The organism is Rhodococcus sp. NCIMB 12038 (assembly GCF_002165735.1).
Lineage (GTDB): Bacteria > Actinomycetota > Actinomycetes > Mycobacteriales > Mycobacteriaceae > Rhodococcus_F.
This window is the reverse complement of sequence record NZ_NHML01000001.1, coordinates 472,693-493,203: the sequence shown is the minus strand read 5'-3', so window position 1 is coordinate 493,203 and position 20,511 is coordinate 472,693. Positions and strand designations below refer to the sequence as shown.

Annotated in this window: 18 protein-coding genes; 12 read left to right on the top strand and 6 right to left on the bottom strand. The window is 67.9% G+C overall.

Annotated features, from left to right (window positions below; translation table 11 throughout):
* Nucleotides 1-41 precede the first annotated feature (41 nt).
* A complete protein-coding gene (locus CA951_RS02185; protein ID WP_087555262.1) occupies nucleotides 42-671 on the top strand; it encodes a TetR/AcrR family transcriptional regulator in 630 nt (209 codons plus the stop codon).
* A 9-nt stretch (nucleotides 672-680) separates the two neighbouring features.
* On the opposite strand, the gene CA951_RS02180 is transcribed toward CA951_RS02185, so the two are convergent.
* Complete coding sequence (locus CA951_RS02180) at nucleotides 681-2,294, bottom strand: amidohydrolase (RefSeq protein WP_087555261.1); 1,614 nt, start codon at nucleotides 2,292-2,294, stop codon at nucleotides 681-683.
* Between the two features lie 325 nt (nucleotides 2,295-2,619).
* Here CA951_RS02180 and CA951_RS02175 point away from each other — a divergent pair, with 325 nt between their 5' ends.
* From CA951_RS02175 to rox, 6 genes are all read left to right on the top strand, one after another.
* Nucleotides 2,620-3,987 carry an MFS transporter gene (locus CA951_RS02175; RefSeq protein ID WP_087555260.1) on the top strand — a complete coding sequence of 456 codons (1,368 nt, stop codon included), beginning with the start codon at nucleotides 2,620-2,622 and terminating at the stop codon, nucleotides 3,985-3,987.
* Between the two features lie 89 nt (nucleotides 3,988-4,076).
* A complete protein-coding gene (locus CA951_RS02170; RefSeq protein ID WP_087555259.1) occupies nucleotides 4,077-5,534 on the top strand; it encodes a pyrrole-2-carboxylate monooxygenase subunit in 1,458 nt (485 codons plus the stop codon).
* A 6-nt stretch (nucleotides 5,535-5,540) separates the two neighbouring features.
* A complete protein-coding gene (locus tag CA951_RS02165; RefSeq protein WP_087555258.1) occupies nucleotides 5,541-5,888 on the top strand; it encodes a cupin domain-containing protein in 348 nt (115 codons plus the stop codon).
* A gap of 7 nt (nucleotides 5,889-5,895) precedes the next feature.
* The gene (locus CA951_RS02160) at nucleotides 5,896-6,420 is read left to right on the top strand and encodes a flavin reductase family protein (RefSeq protein WP_087555257.1); all 525 of its coding nucleotides are present in this window, start codon (nucleotides 5,896-5,898) and stop codon (nucleotides 6,418-6,420) included.
* A gap of 252 nt (nucleotides 6,421-6,672) precedes the next feature.
* Nucleotides 6,673-7,392, top strand: coding sequence for a GntR family transcriptional regulator (locus tag CA951_RS02155; RefSeq protein WP_087555256.1), 720 nt, complete (start codon nucleotides 6,673-6,675; stop codon nucleotides 7,390-7,392).
* A 10-nt stretch (nucleotides 7,393-7,402) separates the two neighbouring features.
* Complete coding sequence (gene rox, locus CA951_RS02150) at nucleotides 7,403-8,842, top strand: rifampin monooxygenase (RefSeq protein WP_087555255.1); 1,440 nt, start codon at nucleotides 7,403-7,405, stop codon at nucleotides 8,840-8,842.
* 87 nt (nucleotides 8,843-8,929) lie between these two features.
* On the opposite strand, the gene CA951_RS02145 is transcribed toward rox, so the two are convergent.
* The 5 genes from CA951_RS02145 to CA951_RS02125 all read right to left on the bottom strand — a co-directional run bounded on the left by CA951_RS02145 (nucleotide 8,930) and on the right by CA951_RS02125 (nucleotide 14,847).
* Nucleotides 8,930-10,078, bottom strand: a complete 1,149-nt coding sequence (locus tag CA951_RS02145; RefSeq protein WP_256973205.1) for an ABC transporter ATP-binding protein — start codon at nucleotides 10,076-10,078, stop codon at nucleotides 8,930-8,932.
* A 12-nt stretch (nucleotides 10,079-10,090) separates the two neighbouring features.
* On the bottom strand, nucleotides 10,091-11,863 hold the full coding sequence (locus CA951_RS02140; RefSeq protein WP_087555253.1) for an iron ABC transporter permease: 1,773 nt from the start codon (nucleotides 11,861-11,863) through the stop codon (nucleotides 10,091-10,093).
* A 72-nt stretch (nucleotides 11,864-11,935) separates the two neighbouring features.
* Entirely contained in the window at nucleotides 11,936-12,997 is a 1,062-nt protein-coding gene (locus CA951_RS02135) for an ABC transporter substrate-binding protein (protein ID WP_256973204.1), read from the bottom strand.
* Between the two features lie 5 nt (nucleotides 12,998-13,002).
* On the bottom strand, nucleotides 13,003-13,887 hold the full coding sequence (locus CA951_RS02130; protein ID WP_087555251.1) for an amidohydrolase: 885 nt from the start codon (nucleotides 13,885-13,887) through the stop codon (nucleotides 13,003-13,005).
* A gap of 54 nt (nucleotides 13,888-13,941) precedes the next feature.
* Complete coding sequence (locus tag CA951_RS02125; RefSeq protein ID WP_087555250.1) at nucleotides 13,942-14,847, bottom strand: hypothetical protein; 906 nt, start codon at nucleotides 14,845-14,847, stop codon at nucleotides 13,942-13,944.
* 586 nt (nucleotides 14,848-15,433) lie between these two features.
* On the opposite strand from CA951_RS02125, the gene CA951_RS02120 reads away from it, so the two are divergent.
* The 5 genes from CA951_RS02120 to CA951_RS02100 are packed head-to-tail and all read left to right on the top strand — an operon-like array spanning nucleotide 15,434 to nucleotide 20,507.
* Complete coding sequence (locus CA951_RS02120; RefSeq protein WP_087555249.1) at nucleotides 15,434-16,006, top strand: SRPBCC family protein; 573 nt, start codon at nucleotides 15,434-15,436, stop codon at nucleotides 16,004-16,006.
* The gene (locus CA951_RS02115) at nucleotides 15,990-16,844 is read left to right on the top strand and encodes an HpcH/HpaI aldolase/citrate lyase family protein (RefSeq protein WP_087555248.1); all 855 of its coding nucleotides are present in this window, start codon (nucleotides 15,990-15,992) and stop codon (nucleotides 16,842-16,844) included. Before CA951_RS02120 ends, CA951_RS02115 begins: the two co-directional genes overlap by 17 nt.
* 30 nt (nucleotides 16,845-16,874) lie before the next feature.
* Nucleotides 16,875-17,933, top strand: coding sequence for an amidohydrolase family protein (locus CA951_RS02110; RefSeq protein WP_087555247.1), 1,059 nt, complete (start codon nucleotides 16,875-16,877; stop codon nucleotides 17,931-17,933).
* Complete coding sequence (locus CA951_RS02105) at nucleotides 17,930-19,582, top strand: thiamine pyrophosphate-binding protein (RefSeq protein ID WP_087555246.1); 1,653 nt, start codon at nucleotides 17,930-17,932, stop codon at nucleotides 19,580-19,582. Before CA951_RS02110 ends, CA951_RS02105 begins: the two co-directional genes overlap by 4 nt.
* A 43-nt stretch (nucleotides 19,583-19,625) precedes the next feature.
* Entirely contained in the window at nucleotides 19,626-20,507 is an 882-nt protein-coding gene (locus CA951_RS02100; RefSeq protein WP_087555245.1) for a hypothetical protein, read from the top strand.
* The last annotated feature ends 4 nt before the right edge of the window (nucleotides 20,508-20,511 follow it).

The following is a 20,511-nucleotide window of genomic DNA, read 5'->3' as shown; positions in this document are numbered from 1 at the left end:
GCATAATCGAATGAATTTCGATTGGAAAGGTGGGTGCAGCGATGGGCAGACCCCGCGTCGCACGCCTGGACCGCGAACGAATCGCGGAGGCGGCGCTCGAACTGGTCGATCGGGACGGCGACTTCCGGATGCCGGATCTGGCCCGGCACCTGAACGTGCAGGTGTCGTCGATCTATCACCATGCCAAGGGCCGCGCGGCCGTCGTCGAACTGGTGCGCCACCGCGTCGTCCGGGAAATCGACGGATCGTCGTTCGAGCGCCTGCCGTGGGACGAGGCCCTGTCCGAGTGGGCCCGGTCGTATCGGGCAGCATTCAGCAGGCACCCCACGGCCATCCGCCTCCTCGCCACCGAGACGGTGCGCGATCCCGGTTCGCTCTCCGTGTATCACTCGGCGGCCGCCGGCCTGCGCGACGCCGGTTTCCCGGACGACCACATCATGGCCGTCATCACCGCCGCGGAGAATTTTCTCCTCGGGGCCGCCCTCGACGCGGCCGCGCCGGAGGTCATGATCGAAGCGGACGCGACGACGCCCGACGATGCACTGACCCGGGCGCTCGCCGCCGCACCCCGCGGCCCCGAACGGGCCGAGCAGGCGTTCGAACTCGGTCTGGCGGCGCTGCTGGCGGGCTTCCGCGCCCTTCTGCAGGACCGCGGTGCGGTACGGCGGTAGCGCCGGGCTTCAGTGAACTTGCTTGCCGCCCAGCCAGGTTCGCGTCACGGCGAGGTCGCCGAGCGCCTGCGTGGACGTCAGGGCGTACGGATCGACCGGCAGCTGGATCATGTCGGCCCGCATTCCCGGCAGCAGCCTGCCCCACAGGTCCTCCTCGAAGCCCTGATGGGCGACGCCCGCCGAATATGCGGAGAGGGCCCGTTCGAGGCCGACGCGTTCCCGCGGCAGCCATCCCTCCGACGGGATGCCGGACGGTGTCTGGCGGTGGATCGCGGTCGCGATGCCCTTGATCGGCTCGTAGGCGGTGATGGGCCAGTCGCTGCCGAAGGCCACCCGCGCGCCGCGCTCGGCGAGGGTTCCGATCCGATACTGCTTCGCGCTCCGCTCGGCGCCGATCCGCGGGATCGTCAATTCCGTCATCAGCGCGTCGAGTTGGGCCCACAGCGGCTGAAAGTTGGCGACCACCCCGAGAGATGTGAACCGGTCGAGGTCTTCGCCGTCGACCAACTGCAGATGCGCGATGGTGGCACGCCGATCACGCGGACCGTTGCACCGGTCGGCGTACTCGATCGCGTCGAGCGCCATGCGCACCCCCGCGTCGCCGATGGCGTGGATGTGGATCTGGAATCCCAGCCGGTCCACCTCGGCCGCGGCCCGGCACAGTTCGTCCGTGGTCCAGTTGCTGATGCCGTGGGAATGCGGACAGTCCGTGTAGGGCGCCAGCAGCGCCGCGGTGCCTGCCTCGATCACGCCGTCGGCGAAGAACTTGACCGTTCCCGCCCTGACCGTGTCGCCGCCCCGTTCTCCGACCCGCTTCCGCGCCGCAGCGAATGCCTCGCGGTCGGCCTCCCAGGTCTCCGGGGTGGCACGGAACGCGAGATTGGCTCGGGTGGCGAGTAGCCCGCGGTCCGCGGCCGTCAGCCAGACGTCGACGTCGTCCAGTTCGGTCCACGCATCCTGCACCCACGTGATGCCTGCGGCGGCAAGCATTCTCGACACCGACGCGAGCGCGTCGACCCGGACGTCGAAGGTCACCTCCGGCACCAGCGCGAGAACCGGATCGATCGCACCCCATTCACGCAGGGTGCCGAGCAACTCACCGCCGGCGGTCCGGACGATCTCGCCCCCGGCCGGATCCGGGGTGTCCCGCGTCAGTCCGGCCCGCCGCAGCGCCTCGCTGTTGACCCAGGCGGTGTGATGATCCATCGTGCGCAGGACCACCGGCCGGTCCGGAACCACGCTGTCGAGCCAGCGCGCCTCGAAGTGCCCGCCGGGCGCGAGCGTCGGCGACACCCCGTCGCCGAATACGCACCCGGCCCCGGGGTTCTCGTCCGCCCAGCGTCGCACCTCGCGGAGGACCTCGTCGATGCTGACGCAGTCGCGGATCGCGGCGCCGCGCAATCCGAGGCCGCCCAGCAGCGGGTGGACGTGCCCGTCCCCGAACGACGGCAACAACGCGCCGCCGCCCAGGTCGATCACCTCGGTACCGCTCGCCCGCAGGGCACGGGCCCGCTCGCCCAGCGCGACCACGCGACCGCCTGCCACGGCGAGCGCGTCGCTGACGGGTAGGTCGGGATCACCGGTGTGCACCGCGCCTCCGACGACCAGCAGTTCGGCGTCCACGGCCGCTCCTTCACTAATCGAATATGATTCGATTAAGCTAGGTCGTATACGGGCCGACGTCAAGAGATGCCGGGTCACGGGGCGGAATTCGAGAGTTCGGCGCCCTCTTGCGAATTGTAGACCGGTCGTATACAACTGGTGCACCGCCTGCGGTGATCGGCTTCACAGTCGGACGGAGGCAAGAAAAAAGCGGGCTCGGCGGCTGTTGGAGCAACCACCGAGCCCAGGCAACACCATCTGCGCGACCGTTCGAGTCGCCTACTTGGAGGTAGGCGCACGGACGTGCAGCTCGTCACGTAGCGACGATTCGACCTAGGAGTCGACTATGGCATCCGCCAAGGACAAATCTATCAATCGCAGACCACACACCAGCCTGCCCGTCATCGCAGGTTCGAGCCTCGCAGGCACCGCAGTCGAGTGGTACGACTTCTTCCTGTACGGGACCGCGGCGGCGCTGGTGTTCAACAAGCTGTTCTTCCCCACCGAAGATCCCCTGGTGGGCACGATGCTCGCGTTCGCCACCTACGCAGTCGGATTCGTGGCGCGCCCGCTCGGCGCGGCGGTGCTCGGACACTACGGGGACGTCAAGGGCCGGCGCGCCACCCTGATCGCCAGCCTGATGCTCATGGGGATATCGACCTTCCTCATCGCGTTCCTGCCCACCTACGCATCCATCGGCGTCGCCGCACCGCTGATGCTGGTGCTCCTGCGGCTGGTGCAGGGCTTCGCACTCGGCGGCGAGTGGGGCGGCGCCGTCCTGCTGGTCTCCGAACACGGCGATTCGACGAGGCGGGCGTTCTGGTCCGCGTGGCCCAATCTCGGTCCGCCGCTGGGCAATCTGCTGGCCGCCGGGGTACTCGCCGTCCTCGGTTCCACGCTGTCGGAAGACGCATTCCTGTCCTGGGGATGGCGGATCGCCTTCGGACTGTCGGCACTACTGGTGATCATCGGTCTGGTGTTGCGGCTGTACGTCGCGGAGACCCCGCTGTTCCAGCAGTCCCGGGACACCGCGCCCGCCGAGAAGACGGGAATGCCGCTCGCGGCGGCCGTCCGCGGACACTGGCGCCAGATCCTCCTCGCGGCCTTCACCCGCTTCGGCGAGAACGCCGGCTTCTACATCTTCTCGCTGTTCGTCATCACCTACACCACCCAGATCCTCGAACTCGACCGCAGCACCGGACTGAACGCCGTCATGATCGGCATGGTCGTTGCGCTGGTGACGATCCCGATGTTCGCCGTGCTCGCCGACCGGGTCGGCCGGCGACCGATCTACATCGGCGCGTCCGCTGCCACCATCGCCTGGGCATTCGTGTTCTTCGCCCTGCTGGACACGAAGAATCCGGCGGCGATCACCCTCGCGGTGGCGGTGGGGTTGCTGATCTTCGCCGCCTACAGCGCCGTGATCGGCGCGTTCTTCTCCGAACTGTTTCCCACCGAGGTCCGGTACTCCGGAGTCTCGCTGGCCTACAACCTCGCGTCGGTCCTCGCCGGTTCGCTGGCCCCGATCATCGCGATCGCGCTCTACACCCGGTTCGGCACCGGATACGCCATCGGCGCCTACCTCGCGGCCATGGGAGTCATCTCCCTGGTCGCCTCACTCCTCGCGCGGGAAACGCAGTCCGTGGATCTCGCGGCAGTGGGCGACGAGGCGACGTCCCGGACGCCGGAAACGCCTGCGTCCGTCATCAACTGACTCTCTCGGCACGAAGGACACCCATGAAGACAGCCCTGGCCCCGACGGCCGGACCCTCACCCACACCTACACCACCGGAGGACACTGACATGCGCACCGGAGCCGACTACCTGGCCTCCCTGAACGGCGGGCGAGTCGTGCTCGTCGACGGGGAGCAGATCGACGACGTCACCACCCATCCGGCGTTCGCTCCCGTGACCCGGACGATGGCCGAGATGTTCGATCTCGCCGCGGACGAGGCCAACGGCATGCAGTACGTCGCGCCCGAAACCGGGAACCCGGCCAATCGGGTGTTCTCGATTCCGCGGTCGCGGGAGGAACTCGCGCAGCGGCGGGAAGCGATCGAGCGGTGGGCGCGGCACACGCACGGCTGGATCGGCCGCAGCCCCGACCACGTGGGGACGTTCCTCGCCGCGTTCGCGGCGCATCCCGACGTGTTCGCCGCCGAGGGCGCCCACGATTTCGGGGCGAACGTCTCCGCGTTGTACCGGCGCCTGCTCGACGAGAACCTCTACGTCTCGTACGCGATCATCCCGCCGCAGGTCTCGCGGGCTACGACGGCGTCGGGCTGGGAGGGCGAATACCTGCAGGCCGGCGTGGTCGAGGAGACCCCGGAGGGTCTGGTCATCCGCGGTTCGCAGATGCTGGCCACCGGCGGCGCCATCGCCGACGAAATCTTCGTCTCGTGCATCAAACCGCTCGGCCCGGACGACACGGACTTCGCCGTCGGCTTCGTCGTCCCGGCCAACGCCCCCGGTCTCAAGCAGTACGTCCGGCGCCCGTACATCCCGGCCGCGACGAGTTCGTTCGACTACCCCCTGACCTGCCGCTACGACGAGCCCGACTCGCTCCTCGTCTTCGACGACGTCCTCGTTCCGTGGGATCGGGTGTTCGTCGACCGCGACACCACCGGTGTCCGCAGGCAGTTCTTCGAGACGGGCGCACACGTTCTCGGTAACTGGCAGGCGCAGATCCGGTTCGCGACGAAACTGGAGTTCATCGCCGGCGTCGCGCGTCGCGTCACCCAGGTCAACGGCGTCGACAAGATCCCCAGCGTGCAGGAGAAGCTCGGCGAACTCGCCGCACTCGTCAGCGGGGTCCGGTCCGCGGTGCTGGCCGCCGAATACACCGCCGAGCCGGATTCGGCGGGAATGTGGTTGCCGGGCAGGCAGGCCCTGTACGGGTCGATGGGCCTGCAGTCGGAGATCTACCCGCGGGTGATCGCGATCCTGCGCGACCTCGTCGGCGGCGGCGTGCTGCAACTCCCCTCGAGCGTCAAGGATCTCACCAGCCCGGTGACGTCCCGAGACATCGAACACTACGTCCAGTCGCCCGGTGTGCCGTCCGAGGAGCGCATCAAACTGTTCAAACTGGCCTGGGACATCATCGGCTCCGAATTCGCAGGACGGCACCAGCAGTACGAAATGTTCTACGCCGGCGCCCCCTTCGTGGTGAAGGGCGCGTACACGTACCGCAACTACGACTACGACAGCGCCGTCGCGGCAGTGCAGCAGTTCACCGACGGCTACAAAGCGGAAAGCGAGTAAACCCTCATGGCCAAGCCCGAATTCGAATTCTTCCCGGTCACCGACGTCGAGTGGACCGTGTGTCCGGGTGACGATCCGCAGATCACCGAACGCATCCTCGCCAAGGACCCCGAAGGCAACGTCGCCACCCGGATCCTGCGCTACGAACCCGGCGCCGACTCCACTCCCATGGGCGTGCAGAAGCACGACTTCTGGGAGGAGGTCTACATCCTCGAAGGATCGTTCACCGACCTCACCGTCGGCGAGACGTTCACCGCCGGAACGTACGCGTGCCGGCCGCCCGGCATGCCCCACGGTCCCTGGAGCACGGACGAGGGCGTCGTCACCTTCGAAGTCCGGTACCACGGGAAGTAGGCCCGCGATGACCCTTCCGGCATTCCACGCCCCCACCCCCACGGACATGCGGCGCAACATGGGCCGGTTCACCACCGGGGTCGCCGTCGTCAGCGCCGACGACGGCGACGGCGACCCCAGCGCAATGACGATCAGCTCCCTGACCTCGATCAGCCTGGACCCGGCGATCCTGCTCGTCTCGCTCACCCACGGCTCCCGCACCACCGAGGCCGTGGAAGCCGCGGGCTCGTTCGCCGTCTCGATCCTCGGCTCCCGTCAGGAAGCACTCGCCCGGCGGTTCGCCACCCGCGGCGGTGCCCGATTCGACGACCTGCCCTGCGATCGCAGCCGCTCGGGCCTGCCGCTGATCAAAGACGCTCTGGCCCAACTCGAATGCCGGGTGCACAGCGCCCACGACATCGGCGACCACCGCGTCTTCTACGGCGAGGTCACCGACATGCGCTGCCGCGAAGGCACCGGCCTGGTGTTCTATTCGGGTCGGTTCGGCGACTTCCACGACTTCGGTCACGACGAGGTCCCCTGGTTGTTCTGATCGGCCCGACGCGCACGTGCTCGCCGGCGCATCACTCGAGGTGCGCCGGCGATCGGCGTTGCAGTGAAATTGTGTAACAATAGTGCACATCAGCACGGACCTGATCGCCTCAGGAAGGGAAGATTTTCATGCCCCCGAACCGCGTTCGCAACGTGCGCTCGACACGATACATTCGATGTTGTTGTACAACATGACGGGTGAGGCTCCGATGATGACGATGCTCACTCCTCCCGGCGAGTCAGGTGACACACGATGGTGCTAGCTGCGGGCGCAGACCCGGACAACGAGGGCGGTCCCGATGCGGGCGCCAACCGGACGCTGCAGGCGTATCACGACCTGCGCGCCCTGATCCTCTCCGGCCACTACGAACCGGACTCCCGCCTCACCGAGTCGGGACTCACCACCCAACTCCAGGTTTCACGCGGGACGATCCGCTCGGTGCTGGCCCGCCTCGCGCAGGAGGGCTACGTCACCACCGAGGCGAACCGGAGCGCTCGCACCCGCTCGTTCTCGGTGGACGAGGCGATCGAAATTCTCGAGACCCGCGCGGTCCTGGAGTCGGCGCTGGCAGCGAAGGCCGCCGAACGCGCCACCGAGGCGGACATCGCCGCGATGACCGAGACCTGTAAACGCATGTGGGACTTGCAGGTACCGGGTGGGCGCGAGGAATACTGGAACCTCAACCGCAAGTTTCACGAACAGGTGAAGCAGGCGGCACGGCAGGCCACACTCACCAGGTTCGTCGACAGCCTGCTCTATCCGCTCGTCGTGCAGCAGTACCGCGACGCCGACCGTCGCGCGAACCCGCGCACCGACTCCGTCCGGGAGCACGAGGCCATCCTCGCTGCAATCGTCACGCACAACCCGGAGTCCGCCGCCGCGGCGATGCGGCATCACCTGTCGTCGGCCCGGCGAGCACTTCAGCTGAACTTCCCGACGTCGGACGACCAGCTGGACCCGCGGAAAGGATGAACGGGGCTTCATGACTGATGTGATCATCGCCGGCGGCGGACCGACCGGCATGATGCTGGCCGCCGAATTACGGCTGCACGGTGTGGACGTGCTGGTGCTGGAGAAGGAGGTCGAGCCGACCGAACAGGTCCGTTCGCTCGGCCTGCACGTGCGCAGCATCGAGATCCTCGATCAGCGCGGGCTGCTCGAACGGTTCCTCGAGCAGGGCAAGCAGTACCCGGGCGGCGGTCGCTTCGCCGGCATCGACAAACCGTGGCCCGAACATCCGGACACCGCGCACGCCTACATCCTCGGCATCCCCCAGCCGGTCACCGACCGCCTGCTGGCCGAGCACGCCGCCGAGCTCGGAGCCGACATCCGGCGCGGCAGCGAACTGGTCGGCCTGAGCCAGGACGCCGACGGGGGGACCGTGGAACTGGCGGAGTCAGGGTCGCTCGGCAAGCAGGTGCATGCCCGCTTCCTCGTCGGCTGCGACGGCGGCCGCAGCACGGTCCGCAAGCTGCTCGGCGTCGGCTTCCCCGGCGAACCCGCGAAGGTCGAGTGGCTACGGGGCGAGATGGAGGTGACCACGCCGCCGGACGACCTGGCCGCCATCGTGGCGGAGGTCCGCAAGACCCACAAAGGGTTCGGCGTCGGTCCCGCCGGGAACGGCCTGTACGGGGTCGTCGTCCCCGCCGAGAAGGTCACCGAGGACAGCACGGTCCCCCCGACGCTCGAGGAGGTGAAGCGGCAGCTGAGGACGTTCGCCGGCACCGACTTCGGCGTCCACTCACCACGCTGGCTCTCCCGCTTCGGCGACGCCACCCGTCAGGCCGAGCGCTACCGGGTCGGACGAGCGTTCCTGGCGGGCGACGCCGCGCACGTGCACCCGCCGCTGGGAGGACAGGGCCTCAACCTCGGAATCCAGGACGCCTTCAACCTGGGCTGGAAACTGGCCGCCGAGATCAACGGCTGGGCACCGGTCGATCTGCTGGACAGCTACCACTCCGAACGGCACCCGGTGGGCGCCGAGGTTCTGAACAACACCCGCGCGCAGAGCGAGCTCATGTCCACCGAGCCTGGCCCCCGGGCCGTTCGCCGTCTGGTGACGGAGCTGATGAACTTCGAGGTCGTGAACCGATATCTGATGGAAAAGATCACCGCCATCGGGGTCCGCTACGACTTCGGCGACGGGCACGAACTGCTCGGCAAGCGGCTCCGGGACATCGGCCTGGGGCGCGGGCGCCTCTACGCGCAGATGCACCGCGGCCACGGACTTCTGCTCGACCGGACCGGCCGGCTCTCGGTCGACGGCTGGGCGGATCGGGTCGACTCCGTCGTCGATGCCGGCGCCGAGGTGGGCGTGCCGGCTGTGTTACTCCGACCGGACGGCCACGTGGCCTGGGTCGGCGACGACCAGGCGGGACTCGACAAGCAAATGTCGCGGTGGTTCGGCGCGCCCGTCGGCTGAGCACTGGCGGTGAGGACCTCCTCGATTCGTGAGGAGGTCCTCGGCCGACTCAGAACAACAGGCCGGCCGCACGCTCGCGCCCGGCGGTCACGACCACAGCGCGACCGTCCATGCCGGGTCCAGGACGACGGTCACGTCGTCGCCCGGGTGAGCCCGCAGGTGCGCGTCGGCGTGAGCGCGGAGCGACACGTCCCCGACGGTGACGACCATCTCCTGGCGGTCGCCGAGATACTCCGTGGTCACGATGCGTCCCGGGAACCGGTTGGGGCCGTGGGTTTCCCGATCTTCGGGGATGATGCGGATATTTTCGGGCCGGATGCACACGAACATTTCCTGGCCGGCGGCAGGCGGGGTGGGTGGCGTGGTGAAACGCTCACACCGCACCACCCCGACGGTCGTCTTGGCGTCGACGACTCGGTCGCCGGAGCCCGCCGGCCGGTCGAGCACTCCGGGGATGAGGTTGGCGCTGCCGACGAAGTCGGCCACGAACCGAGTCGCCGGCGAGTCGTAGATCTCGCTCGGTGATCCGATCTGTTCGACCCGCCCGCGGTTCATGACGACGATCGTGTCGGACATCGCCAGGGCCTCACCCTGGTCGTGCGTGACGTAGATGGTGGTGACACCGAACTTCTGCTGGAACGACCGCAACTCGGCGCGCAGCTGTGAGCGCAGCTTGGCGTCCAGATTGGACAGCGGCTCGTCCAGCAGCAGGACCTCCGGTTCGCACAGCAGAGCGCGGGCCAGCGCCAGCCGCTGCTGTTGGCCGCCGCTGAGCTGGGTGGACCAGCGGTCGGCGTACTCCGACAGGCCGACCTGTTCGAGCATCGTCCGGACGCGACGCTCCCGCTCGGCGCGCGGGTACGTCTTCCGGCCGTACTGCAGGGGGAACGCGGCGTTGTCGAACACCTTCATGTGCGGCCAGATCCCGTAGGACTGCGGCACCATCGCGATCGGCCGGACGTCCGGCGAAACGTCGCGCCCCGCGGCGGCGGAGAAGACGGCCTGGCCGTTCATCCAGATCTCGCCGCTGTCGGCGGTCTCCAGCCCGGCGAGGCAGCGGAGTGTGGTCGTCTTGCCGCACCCACTGGGCCCCAGCAGGGTGAAGAAGCTGTTCTGCGGCACGGAGAAGCTGACATCGTCGATGACGCGGGTCACCTCGCCGCTGTGTGGGCGGGTGAACTGTTTCTGCAGGCCGGAGATCTGCACGGAATGGTCGGAACCAACGAGGGTTTTCATGTTCACGGCACCTCAGATGTGTTGTTGGAAGCCACGGCGGTTGACCCACCAGACGGAGACGGCGGACAGGGCGAGCAGGAGGACCGCGAGGGCGCTGGCCTCGGGATAGTTCGCGCTTTCACCGATCATGTCCCACAGCAGCACCACGACGGTGCGGTTGTCGGAACTGGACAGCAGCAGCGCGATCGGAAGTTCGCCCAGCGAGTTGGCGAACACCCACAGCCACGTGCTCGACACCGCGGGAGCGACGAGCGGGAAGACCACCCGGCGCAGCACGACGGCGTTGGACGCACCGCTCACGCGTCCCACCTCTTCGAGTCCCTTGTCGAGTTGCAACAGTGCCGTCTGGATCATGCGTGATCCGCGCGGGATGTACCGGGTGGTGAACGCGATGATGATGATCCAGATCGTGCCGTAGATCGGGATGGGCAGGTACAGGTAGAGGAACAGCACCGCCATGCCGAGCACGACGCTGGGGATCGCGAAGACCAGGAAGGACAGATCGAACAGGCCCCTGCCGAGGCGTCCGGCGCGGGTCGAGGCCAGCGCCAGCCACAGGGCGAACCCGGCGGTGAGCGTCGCCGTGATCAGGCTGATCACCAGGGTGTTGACGACCGCGTGCGTCAGGTTCGGGTTGGTGAAGATCGCGCCGTAGTTGGCGAGGCTGAGCGCACCCAGGTTGTCGAAGTTGATCGGCTGCAGGTACGGGGTCAGGCTTGTCCAGACCAGGGTCAGGATGGGCACGATGATCGCGACCAGTACGTAGAACGTGACGATGCCGGCAACCGGGATGCGCCACCGTCCCAGCCGTACCGGTGTGGACCGGTACCCCTTGCCGCTCACCACCTGGAATCGGTGGGACTCACGGGTCTGACGCCGGTAGACGGCGATCATCACGAGGGACAGCAGGACCAGCATGATGCCGTAGGCACTGGCCTGGCCGTAGTTGGCAAGACCCGACGGCGGCTGCAGGGATGCCTGGATGAGACTGCTGAACACGAAGATCTGGTCCGGCATGCCGAGAATGGCGGGGATCGCGAACTCCTCGAGCGCGATGACGACGAGCAGCATGCTGGCCGCGGAGATCCCCGGCATCGTCAGCGGCAGAACCACTTTGCGGGTTCGCGTCCACCAGCCTGCACCCGACGTTGCCGCGGCCTCCTCGAATTCGAGGTTGAGCCGGGCGAACGTCGGCGCGAGCATGATGTACATGCCGGGGACACCGAAGATGCCGGCCACCAGGATCATGCCCGGCAGCGAGTAGATGTCGATCGAGAGCCCGAAGACCCGCTGGAGGACGATGGCGATCGGGCCGTTGGTGGGGTTGGCCGCCAGGACCCAGGCCACCGCCATGACCGTGGCGGGCACGGCCATGGGGGCCAGCGTGCTGGGTGCGAGGAAGCGGCGTCCCGGAATGTCGGTCCGTTCGAACAGGTAGGCCAGGCTGACGCTGACGACCAATGCCAGCGACACGGTGCCGACCACGAAGATGAACGAGTTGAGCGCGACGTCGACCAGGCGTTCCGAGGAGAAGATCGCGGTGAAGTTGTCGAGCGTGAACCCGGAAACCTGGAAGGGCAGCTTGGTCTCGCTGTCCTTGAGGCTGCTGAACAGCAGCATGCCCAGGGGGAAGAGCATGAGATAGGCGACGATCGCGCCGATGGCGATGTTGACGCCGACCAGGACGCGGTCCCGGCGCTTGGGGTGGTGTACGTCGGCGGGCTGAGGGCGTACGTCGTCGGGTCGAGGGCGTACGCCGGTGGAGAGCTGGGTGCCGGACTGCATCGCTGAAGTCTCCAAGGGTGAGGGGATAGAGTTTGCCGCCCGTCACGGGCAGCGGTGCGGCGGCGGGGGCCGTCAGTTGACGTTGGTACCCAAGGCTTCTTCGACCTCGGGGAAGAAATCTGAGAACTGCTCGTACTGCGCGATGTCGGTTTCGCTGAACCATTCGACGCCTGCGGCGCACAGGGCGCCGATGACACGGTTCGTGGCGGCGTCGGTGCAGTCCGTGTTGGTGGGGATGACCGAGTTGTACGTGTCGACCAGTGCCGACTGGCCCTCCTCGGAGGCGAGGAAGGCGGTGAGCAGGCGACCCGCCGCCGGGTGCGGTGCGCCGTCGGCCACGAACAGGTACGACTTGTTGGCGTTGGTGGGGCCCACCGGTGCGACGGCGACCGGCGCGCCCTTCGACTCGTCCTCGAGCACGAGGTTGATGAGGTCGGTGCCGACCGGAGTCTGACCGGACACGACGAGTGTGTGGGCCTGCGTCGTGTTTTCGGTGTAGTGGGGTTTCAGCTCGGACAGCCGGGACGCGTAGTCGAGACCGGCGTCGGCGCCGAGGGTCGGGTCCTGGGCCCACACGGTCATGAAGGACCCGCGGGACTCGACGCTGAGTTTTCCGCCGTTCCATTGCGGATCGAGCAGGTCGTCCCAACTCGAGGGCACATCGTTCGGGGCCAGGGCGTCGGTGTTGTAGGCCCAGACCTTCGGTACCGCCCACACGTAGACGAAGTCGTCGGCGAAGATCTGGTCGCTGGGCACCTCGTAGGATGCCCAGTCGACCTTCGCCGCCATGGACTGCGACGGCAGGACCGTGAGCCCACCTGCGTTGGACACGTCGAACGTCACCCGGTCGGCTGCCTGCTCCACATTGAGCTGGGTGACCAGATCCGGAGCCTTCTTGTTCGTGTACCTGACCTCGATCCCCGGGTATTTCTTCTCGAACGCCTCGATCGCCGGCTTCATCTGAGCCTCCGGCTTCGGGGCGAACCAGACGACCTCCCCTTCGGCCTTGGCCGCCTGGTACAGCTCGTCCAGATTCTTGGTGTCCGGAACGGGCGGCGGACCGCCGCAGGCGGTCAGGACGACGGCGACTGCCATGACCGAGGCCATGCAGAGCCTGCGCCGAAAGCGCTTCATAGCGATCAACATTCCTTCGCGGCGGTGGTGACGGAGCTGCCCTGGGAGAGCCCGTACAGCCGGCCGGCGGTGCCGCCCGCGATCGACTCCAGGTCGGTGGCGTCGAGTGACGGCAGTTGCTCCTTGATGAGGTCGGCCAGTTCGGACAACGATCCGGCCGAGGCGGGGAAGTTCGAACCCCACATGACGTGGGCCGCCCCGAACTCTTCGATCAGCGTGCGGACCAGCGGTGCCGCGGATCCGCTCTCGCGCTGTGCTCGGAGTACGGCCGGCGGCGTGATCTTGATGAACACGCGGCCTGTCTCGCTGAGCTGGGGAACTCCGTCCGCGCTCGGATACGGCGCGGAGTCCAGTTGCGGTCGGCCCGCGTGGTCGAGGATCGCGGTGAGTCCCGGGTACTGCTGGAGGAGCCCGCCGAGGATCGGAGCGTGCTGGGCGTGCATCTGGATGCAGACCGGCACCCGGCGGTCGGACAGGAACTGCCAGACCGGCGCCATGCGCTCGTCGTCGAGTCCGCGGCCGGGTGTCGGGACGGCGGTCGTCCCGTCCGCGGCACGGATGCGGACCCCCGAGAAGCCGCGCTCGTCGATCCAGTGGTGGAGGTCGTCGACCACCTTCGGGGAGAGGAAGTCCACCGAGCACACCCCGCTGAGGCGGTCGGGGTGCCGTGTGAGCTGGTCGGCTACGTAGCTGTTGTCGAATCCGTACACCGTGGAGGCCTGGACGACGACCAGGTGGTCGACGTCGGCGGCGTCGGCGGCCCGCAGCAGGCCGTCGATGTCGGTGGGCCGTTCCTGGGACCAGGTGGACCGGTGTCCGCCGAGCGGATCTGCGGGGTAGGCATCGGTGTCGGGCGAGATGATGTGGGTGTGTGTGTCGACGCTGAACATCAGTACCTCACGACTGGTTGGTGGTAGCGGGCGGAAAGTGGCGGGCGGGCGCGCTCAGGCGAGGTCGCCGAGGTGCCGGGTGAAGTCGTCGAGGAGTTCGGCCACCGTGACGGGTGTGCGGATGACGTTCTGCTGCAACGCGTAGTCGATCGCGATCTGCAGACCGGCGACGAGCTCGTCCGTCACTCCGAAGCGCAGGGCGCGCACGCGGGGTCCGGGCTCGGTTTCGGCGGCCTTGCGTGCCTCGATCCGGTCTCCGAAAGCCTGGTAGAGCGCCGCTACCGTGCAAGGCTCGGCCTCGAGGAGGTCACGCCGGACGGTGAGCACGTGGTTGATCGGCACCGTCTTGTGCCGGGCGCCCCATGCCTCCTCTGCCTCCCTCCAGTTGGGGATGATCGGCACCAGCGGGCCCTGCGCGCCGTCGAGCGCCGGCGGGCCGAGGACGGCGGCCACGACGTCGCCGCGCTCGAGCACATCCAGGACCTTGCCCGTCGTGCGCTCGACGTTCGGCGGCTCGACATAGTCGGCGACGTGCGGCTCCTCGGTGGTCACCCAGGTGACTTCCTTGGCGTCGACGCCGAACTCCTCGTGCAGGATTCCGCGCACCCACAGGCCGGTCGTCTGGCTGTAGGCCCGGACCGCGACCCGCTTGCCTGCCAGGTCCGCGGGGTTGATCTCGGCCGAACCGGGCCAGCGGGTCAGGGAGTGGTGGTGGAAGTCGCCGCTGAGCACCACCGGCAGAAGCGCGATCGGGGCGCCGGCCTCGCGGGCCTGCAGATAGGTGGCGATGGCCAATTCGCTGAAGTCGTACCGGAGCTCACGCACCATGGGAGCGAACGCCTTGTAGATCGGATCCGCTGCCGCGAGCTCGACGGGATGCCCCTCGACGCTGAAGCCGGGTTCGGCGAGGAACGCCGTGTGCGGGTAGGACTTCGCCGCGATGGACAAGGTTGTGGACATGAATACAACTCCTCTGTTGCGTCCGAACCCGGGGAGTGCATGTGGTGTGCCTCCGAACCCGGGGAGTGCACTGGTGTCAGTGCGCCGATGCCGTCATTCGACCGATGAGTGAATATCGGTTTTGTCTTACGGTTTCGCTCAATTTACGCGGGAGTGACGCCCATTACAAGCCTTTGAGACTCGGATCGTCTAACAATTTTGCGGAAGCCGGGTCGAAGCGGGCGGCGGCGGCACCGGGTTCGCGTCCGGCGGCACGATCACGCTGGGACAATTCGCCCTCGGTTCACGATTGTTCTACAAGATGACCCGGTCCGGGCTGGGCCTGATGGGCAATCCGAGGTCGGGAAAACAAGTTCTTGCTGTTCGCCGCATTCCGCTGCTAGTCTGACGGCAGAAAGTTGTTAAACAATCTGAGAGCCGACCGGGGAGACTCGGATGATGCCAGAGCCATCTGGCGACCGGCCTGCTCGCTGCCGGCGAGGGCACGCCCTCCGACACCAGCTCGCTGATCGAGTCTCGCGAGTTTCCCCGAAGCGCCACAGTGGTCTGTGGTGGCTGTTCACGATCGTCAAGCGAGGACACAGTTGTGATAAAGATCGACGAAGCAATCGCCGTACCCGCACCACCGGGGCGGGTGTGGGAAGTCATTTCCGACCCCACCGAGGTGGTGTCGTGCATCAACGGTGCCGAACTCGGCCAGTTCCACGACGACGGCTCGTTCGACGGCACGCTGGTCGTGAAATTCAGCGCGATCCGGGTGCGGTTCGGCGCCCGGATGTCGCTGGAGCTGGACGAGCCCGCCTGGGAGGGACGACTTTCGGCGCGTGGACGGGACGGGCAGGGCGCGACGCGGTTCACCGCGCACGCGAACTTCCGGATCACCGAGGACAACGCGGGCGGCGCACGGGTGCAGGTGACCGGCGAGGTGGCCCTCGCGGGCAAGCTCGCGTCGGTGATCGAAGCGGGCGCCGGGGCCGTGGTGTCCCGGATGACCAACGACTTCACGGACGAACTGGTGCGCCGGTGCGCCGGGGACACGGCGGTCGTGCCTGCACCCAGCCGGCCGACCGTGTGGGCCCGCGTGCGCGCCTGGTGGCTCAGGACCATTCACAAGCGACAGAGCGAGCAGAGCGGAGTGGCAAGTGGCAAGACTCAATAGTGTGATCGGTGCGCTGGAATCGGGGCAGCACGCCTTCGCGGCGTTCGCCGCTCCCGAGCCGGCGGCAGCGCTGGACTTCGCGACCAGCGACTACGACGGTCTGGTGTTCGAGGCCGAGCACAAGCCCTGGGACGCAACGACGTTGCGGGACAGCCTGCAGTACCTGCTCAACCGGCGACGGATATTCGAATCGGGCACGCTCGCACCGTCGCCCACCCCGCTGATCCGGATTCCCGTCAACGGCGCCGAACACGGCCAGTGGCATGCGAAGCAGGCTCTCGACCTCGGGGCGTACGGAATCGTGTGGCCGCACATCAGCCGGGTCGAGGAGGCGCGCAACGCGGTCGCGGCCTGCCGGTACCCCCGTCTGCCGGGCGAGGACCGGTTCGACCCGCCGGGCCTGCGCGGTGACGCGCCTGCCGCCGCCGCACGGTACTGGGGCCTGTCGAACGACGAGTACTACGCCAAGGCCGACGTGTGGCCGCTCGCCCCGGACGGCGAGATCCTCGTCGTGATCCAGATCGAGGACCAGCTGGGCATCGAGAACCTCCCGGCGATCCTCGAACAGGTGCCCGGAATCGGACTCATCCTCATCGGCGAGGGCGATCTCAGCCAGGAACTGGGCGTGCCCCGTCAACTCGACCACCCGCTGATGGTCGAGGCCAGGAGCCGGATCGTGAAGATCTGTCACGACCACGACGTCGTGGTCGGCCATCCGCACGTGACCCCGAGCAACGTCGAGCAGGTGCTCGAAGAGGGCTACCGCTTCCTCATGTCCGCGCCGGTGCGCAGCTATCCCGGCCTGGAATTGGGCCGCAAACTCACCGGTCGCTCCTGACCCCGAACACTCACCTGGAGAAAAACCTTCATGATCATCGACTGTCACGGCCACTTCACCACCGCGCCGCCCGCGCTCGGACAGTGGCGCGAGCGCCAGATCAAGGCGTTCGAGGATTCGGGCGCGCGAGTCTCACCCGAGACGTTGCACATCAGCGACGAAGAGATCAAGACCGCAATCGAACAGGGGCAGCTGAAGCTCCAGATCGAACGCGGCACCGACCTCACGGTCTTCTCCCCCGGCGCGGGAAAGATGGCCCACCACTACGGCGACGAGCAGACCAGCCTGGTCTGGTCGCAGGTGAGCAACGACCTCATCGCCCGGGTGTGCGGCCTGTTCCCCGATCGTTTCGCCGCGGTGTGCCAGCTCCCGCAGTCGCCCGGCGACGCGCTGGCCTCGTCCATCCGGAACTCTGCCGCGGAACTCGAGCGCTGCGTCGAAGAACTCGGATTCGTCGGCTGCCTCCTCAACCCGGACCCCTCCGACGGGTACTGGCAGGCGCCGCCGCTGACCGACCGGATCTACTACCCGCTCTACGAGAAGATGGTGGAACTGGACGTGCCCGCGATGATTCACGTCGCGATGTCGCGTAACCCCGCGATCCAGGGCACCTGCGCGCACTACCTCAACGGCGACACCGCCGCCTTCATGCAGCTGTGCCAGTCGGACCTGTTCACCGACTTCCCGACGCTGCGGCTGATCCTGCCGCACGGCGGCGGCGCGGTGCCCTACCACTGGGGCCGCTACCGCGGGATGATGCAGGACCAGGGCAGGCCGCCACTGGAGGAATCGTTGCTGCGCAACGTCTTCTTCGACACCTGCGTCTACCACAAGCGCGGCCTCGAACTGCTCACGGACATCATCCCCGCCGAGAACGTGCTCTTCGCCTCCGAGATGATCGGCGCCGTCCGCAGCGTCGACCCGGAGACCGGGCGCCGCTTCGACGACACCAAGGCGCTGCTGGACTCCATCGACTCCATCAGCGACGCCGACCGGCAGGCGATCTACGGCGGCAACGCGCTGAAGGTGTTCCCGCGCCTCGCGAGCCACGTCCGGAACCACCACAAGCAAGAAGAGGTCGCGCAGTGAAGGTCTACGAAGCGCTCGCAGCAGCGTTCGCCGCCGAGGGCACCACGGATGTGTTCGGCATGATGGGCGACGCCAACATGCACTGGATGAATGCCCTGGCCACCCGTGGGACGCGCCTGTACGAGGTGCGTCACGAAGGTGCGGGACTGAGCATGGCCCACGGGTACGCCCGCGCATCCGGCCGACCCGGCATCGTGACGACGACGAGCGGGCCCGGTACCGCGCAGCTGGCCACGTCGATGATCGTGGCGAGCCGTGCGCGCATCCCGCTGGTCGCGTTCTGCGGGGAGACGCCGCTGGGTGACGAGGGCGCCGTGCAGTACCTCGACCAGCGCCGGTTCGCCGCCGCGATCGAGTGCGAGTTTCTTCAGGTGACCAAGGCCGAGTCGGCCGCAGAAGTGGTGCAGCGAGCCTTCTACCTGGCCCGCACCCAGTCCCGGCCGGTGATGATCAGCGCCCCGTTCGACGTGCAGCTGCAGGAGTTCGAGGACGACATGCCGTACGTCCCGTCCACCGAGTTGCTCCGGGCCCCGAAGCTGCTCCCGCACCCGGACCGGATCCAGCAGGCGTGCGAAATCATCGGGGCGAGCAAACGAGTCGTGATCGTCGCCGGTCGGGGCGCCCGCAACGCGGAGGCAGGCGAGCAGATCCTCGCGCTTCAGCGTCGCACCGGGGCCCTACTCGCCACGACGCTGCAGGCCAAGAACTGGCTCAGCGGCGACACCGAGTACCACGTGGGGATCGCGGGACTGTTCGGCAGCAGGCTCGCGATGGAGCTGCTGCAGGAGGCCGACTGCGTGGTGTCGGTGGGCGCGAGCCTCAACCACTACACCATCGAGAGCGGATACCTGTTTCCCGAGGCCCGGTTCATCCAGATCGACACGGCGCCACACCTGGTGATGGGCAACGGTCAGGTCGCCGACTGCTACATGCAGGCCGACGCGGTCACCGCCCTCGATGCTCTGTCGGGCGCGCTGGGGGTTCGCGGTGTCGAGATGGAAGGCTTCCACACCCCCGAGGTGCACGGCCGGCTCACGGCCCCGCTGATCGACCCCGCCGAGTTCCGCAGTCAGCCGGGCCTGCTCGACCCGCGCGAGGCGATCTCGGTGCTCGACGCCGAACTTCCCGGCGAGATCGGGCTGGTGCTCGGCAGCGGACACCAGACGGACTTCGGCACCATGCTCTTCCAGCGGTCCCGCGAGATCACCTCGAACTACGGCATGTTCGGTGCCATCGGCCAGGCCCCGTTGCTGACCATCGGCACCGTCGTCGCCAACGGTGGCAAGCCGACGTTCGTGGTCGAAGGCGACGCGAGCTTCCTGATGCACCTGCCGGAGTTCGAGACCGCTTGCCGCTACGGGCTTCCGGTGCTCGTGGTCGTCATGAACGACGAAGGCCTCGGCGCGGAGTACCACAAGGCGAAGGCCAAGGGTCTCGACCCCGAGCTCGCCGTCATCCCCACCCCCGAACTGGGCACGGTCGGGAAGGCACTCGGCGGCGGCGGCGCCACCGTCCGCACGACCGACGAACTGCGCGCCGCGCTGGCCGAGTACGTCCGGAACCCCCGGCCCACCGTGATCGACGTGCGCATCACCCGCGACGTGCTCAGCGTGCCCTACCGGCGCATGCAGTACGGCGAGGACGTATGACCGCGCGGGGACTGTTCACGACCAACGAAACGAGGACTCGTCAATGAAAATCGTATTGGGCAGAGACGATCTCGCTGCCGTGGCCGTCGAGGGGGCCGCGGCCGCCGGTGCCACGCCCGAGCGTGTCGACATCCGGCCCGTGCACAAGGCATCGCGCGGTTTCGTGAACGACGCGTCGGCGGACGTGTGCGAGCTGGCCGTGGTGACGCTGCTGCAGGCGGCGGCGTACGACAAGCCGGTGGCGCTGCTGCCGATCACCATGCTCGGCCGGTACCAGCATCAGACCCTGGTGACTCTGGGCGAACTGGGCGTCGAAGGTGTGCGGGGCCGGAGCGTCGGCGTGCGCTCGTGGAGCCAGACCACCGGGGTGTGGCTGCGCGGGTTCCTCAGCGAGCAGTACGGCCTCGATCTGTCCGAAGTGAACTGGCACACGTACGAGGGCGGGCACGTCGACGGGGCCACCGACCCGGAGTGGGTCGAGCGCGCACCCGAGGGCGCCAGACTGCAGGCCGACTTCCTCGAAGGCCGGCTCGACTACGGGATCATGGGCAACGAACTGCCCTCCGACGACCGGATCCGCACCGCCATTCCCAACGCGCTCGCAGTCGCCGCCGAATGGGCCGCACGCAAGGGTTTCGCCCCGATCAACCACGTGGTGGGGTTCAGCGCTGCGGCCGCGAACGAGGACCCGAAGGCCGTACTCGCGGTGTACGACGCGCTGGCCGAGGCCGCCGCGACCGCCGCTCCCGCCGCGGGTCCGGTGAACCTGAGCCCCGTCGGGTTCGACGGTCTGCGCGGGCCCGTCACCGACGCCGCCCGCTACGCCTACGAGCAGGGGGTGCTGCCGCGCCGCGTCGAGTTCGACGAACTGGTCGATCGCACCTGCGCCGCGCTCGGGGTGACCGCGGCCCGGCTCGGCGGTTGAACCA